Here is a 2822-nt window from a genome sequence, read left to right on the forward strand (position 1 = left end):
GGTTGTCGTGGCTTACCTGATGGTCACCGTCCTTCTGGTGGTCTCCATCAACCTTCTGGTCGATCTCCTGTACGTGATTCTTGATCCCCGGCTCAGAGCCCGCAGCAAATAAAAATGAGGTGACCCCATGATCCAGACCGAATCGTTGAATCCGGAGGAAAAGCCGGCGGCCCGGCCGGCGCCGCAGCCGGCGCAAACCCCGTGGAGCCGGATCCGGCGGCAATTCCTGCTCAGCAAAATTGCGTTCGCAGCGCTGGTCGTCTTCGGGCTGCTGCTCATCGTGGCATTGGGCGCGCCATTTTTCTCACCGCAGAACCCGTACGACCTGGCCTCCGTGTCTATCGTGGACGCAGAACTCGTTCCGGGTGCGCGCAGCGAAGTGAGCGGGATGCTGCATATCCTCGGCACCGATGGCGCCGGACGGGACCTGATCAGTGCAATCTTTTATGGGCTTCGCATCAGCATGGCTGTCGGCCTTTTGAGTGCATTGGCCGCGCTTTGTATCGGAACAACAGTGGGCCTGACGGCCGCCTACTTTGGCGGGCGTGTGGATTCGTTCTTCATGCGAATCGTTGACTTGCAGCTGAGCCTGCCGGCCATCCTGATCGCGCTGGTACTTTTGGCATCGCTGGGCCAGGGTGTAGACAAGACCTTGCTGGCCCTGATCATTGTTCAATGGGCGTACTACGCCCGCAATGTGCGCGGGGCCGCGCTGGTGGAGCAACAAAAAGAGTATGTGGAGGCAGCGATGGGGCAAGGCTTGCCCCCCAGGCGGATCATGTTCAGGCACGTGCTGCCGAACTGCATGGGAACGCTGATCGTCACCGGCACCCTGCAGACGGCGCACGCCATCAGCCTGGAGGCAACGATGAGTTTCCTGGGTATCGGGCTTCCCCAGACAGAACCTTCGCTGGGGCTGCTGATTGCCAATGGCTTCGAGTACATGCTCACGAACAAATACTGGATCTCGGTCTATCCGGGGTTGGCATTGGTGCTTCTGGTGGGGTCGATCAACCTGATCGGTGATCGTCTGCGTGTTGTTTTCAACCCCAAGCTGGATCAGGTATGAGCACAAGTGCGTTAAAGGTCAGTGGGATCACGACCCACTTCGAGACCAAGGCCGGCGTCGCCAGGGCGGTGAACGACGTTTCCTTCTCCGTCGGGCAAGGGCAAATCGTTGCCCTGGTGGGCGAGTCGGGATCGGGGAAGTCCGTGACGGCAATGTCTTTGATGAACCTGGTGGATCCTCCGGGCCGAATCGTTGCCGGTGAAATTCTCCTTCGGGGAAATAACCTGCGCTCCGTCTCCGCCCGCGAATGGAACAGGATTCGGGGCAAAGAGATGGCGATGGTTTTCCAGGACCCCATGATGTCGCTCAACCCTGTCATCCGTGTGGGAGACCAGTTGACGGAAACCATCCGGATTCACGCCAAAGTATCACGGTCAGATGCCACGGAGCGGGCATGCGCCGCGTTGGCCGCGGTGGGAATTCCGGCGCCGGCCGAGAGAATGCGCGCCTATCCGCATGAACTCTCGGGTGGYATGCGCCAGCGAATCGCCATCGCGAACGCCATCATCAACGAGCCGGCCGTGATCATCGCCGACGAGCCGACGACCGCCCTGGACGTCACGATTCAGGCGCAGATTCTTTACCAGATCCGCAAGCTGACAAAGGAGCGAGGAACGGGACTGGTGTGGATTACGCACGACCTGAGTGTGGTGAAAGACCTTGCCGACTACGTGTGCGTGATGTATGCCGGCCGCATCGTCGAGAAAGGCGCGGTCGCTGACGTGATCAGGTCGCCGAGACATCCTTACACACGCGGGTTGATCGACTCATTGCCCAAGTCGCAGGATCGCGGCTCCCTGCTCAAGCCCATTCCCGGAAGTACCCCGCCTTTGCTCAACCTGCCGTCCGGTTGCGCGTTCGCACCCCGCTGCAGCCGGGCAACGCAAGCGTGCACAAAGATGCCCGGCCTGACCCGGACAGAAGACCGGGAGTTTCTTTGCTTTCACCCCTATACGACAAACAATTCATGACCACGATACTTGAAGCGGCCAATGTCTCGAAACGGTTTGGTGCCGCGCAAACCTGGAGCGGGCAACTGGCGCACAAATTGAAGCTGGCCCGCAAGACACCCAAGCAGGTGTCCGCGGTGAGTGACGTCAGCCTGCAGATCGAGGCGGGGGAGGTCGTCGGCCTGGTGGGTGAGTCGGGCTGTGGAAAATCAACCTTCGGGCGAATCGTCGCGGGCATTCTGGAACCGTCCAGCGGCGACGTCATGGTTCATCAGGTGCCGGGCAAGCCCTATCTTTCGGATGTCCACCGAAACGTCCAGATGGTCTTTCAAAACCCCTATGGCTCGCTCAATCCGCGGCTGCGTGTTGACCAGCTCCTCAGCGAGGCGGCCATCTATCACGGGCTGATTTCCGCAAAGGACAAGGCCCCGTTCGTGAGAGGCCTCCTGGAACAGGTGGGTCTTGACGCCAGTTACGGCGAACGCTATCCGCACCAGTTCTCGGGCGGGCAGCGGCAGCGAATCGCCATCGCAAGAGCGCTGGCCCTGAAGCCGTCGCTGGTCGTCTGTGATGAGGCTGTTTCCGCGCTTGATGTGTCCATCCAGGCGCAGGTTCTCAATCTTTTCCAGAAGCTGCGGCGAGAGCAAAACCTTGCCTACCTGTTCATCAGCCACAACCTGGCGGTGGTGGAATATCTGGCCGACCGGGTGGCGATCATGTATCTGGGCCGCATTGTGGAGCTGGCCAAAACAGAGACGCTTTTTAGCCAACCCAACCATCCCTACACAAAGGCACTCATTGCC

At 59.9% G+C, this 2822-nt stretch carries 3 protein-coding genes; all 3 read left to right on the forward strand.

Features of this window, described 5'->3' with window-relative positions; translation table 11 throughout:
• The first annotated feature begins 127 nt into the window (after positions 1 to 127).
• Positions 128 to 1069 carry an ABC transporter permease gene (locus AC1DWI_RS18940; protein ID WP_477670534.1) on the forward strand — a complete coding sequence of 314 codons (942 nt, stop codon included), beginning with the start codon at positions 128 to 130 and terminating at the stop codon, positions 1067 to 1069.
• Positions 1066 to 2040: an ABC transporter ATP-binding protein gene (locus AC1DWI_RS18945; RefSeq protein ID WP_477670535.1), complete on the forward strand. Its 975-nt coding sequence runs from the start codon at positions 1066 to 1068 to the stop codon at positions 2038 to 2040. Before AC1DWI_RS18940 ends, AC1DWI_RS18945 begins: the two co-directional genes overlap by 4 nt.
• Positions 2037 to 2822: ATP-binding cassette domain-containing protein (locus tag AC1DWI_RS18950; RefSeq protein WP_477725443.1), on the forward strand; the 786-nt coding region annotated here is incomplete at its 3' end. The genes AC1DWI_RS18945 and AC1DWI_RS18950, both read left to right, overlap by 4 nt.

It is taken from the genome of Polaromonas sp. P3_C2 (assembly GCF_056402675.1).

Bases quoted from the DNA above. Each gene is read 5' to 3' on its own strand.
- AC1DWI_RS18940 (WP_477670534.1), top strand. From the start codon at position 128: ATGATCCAGACCGAATCGTTGAATCCGGAGGAAAAGCCGGCGGCCCGG.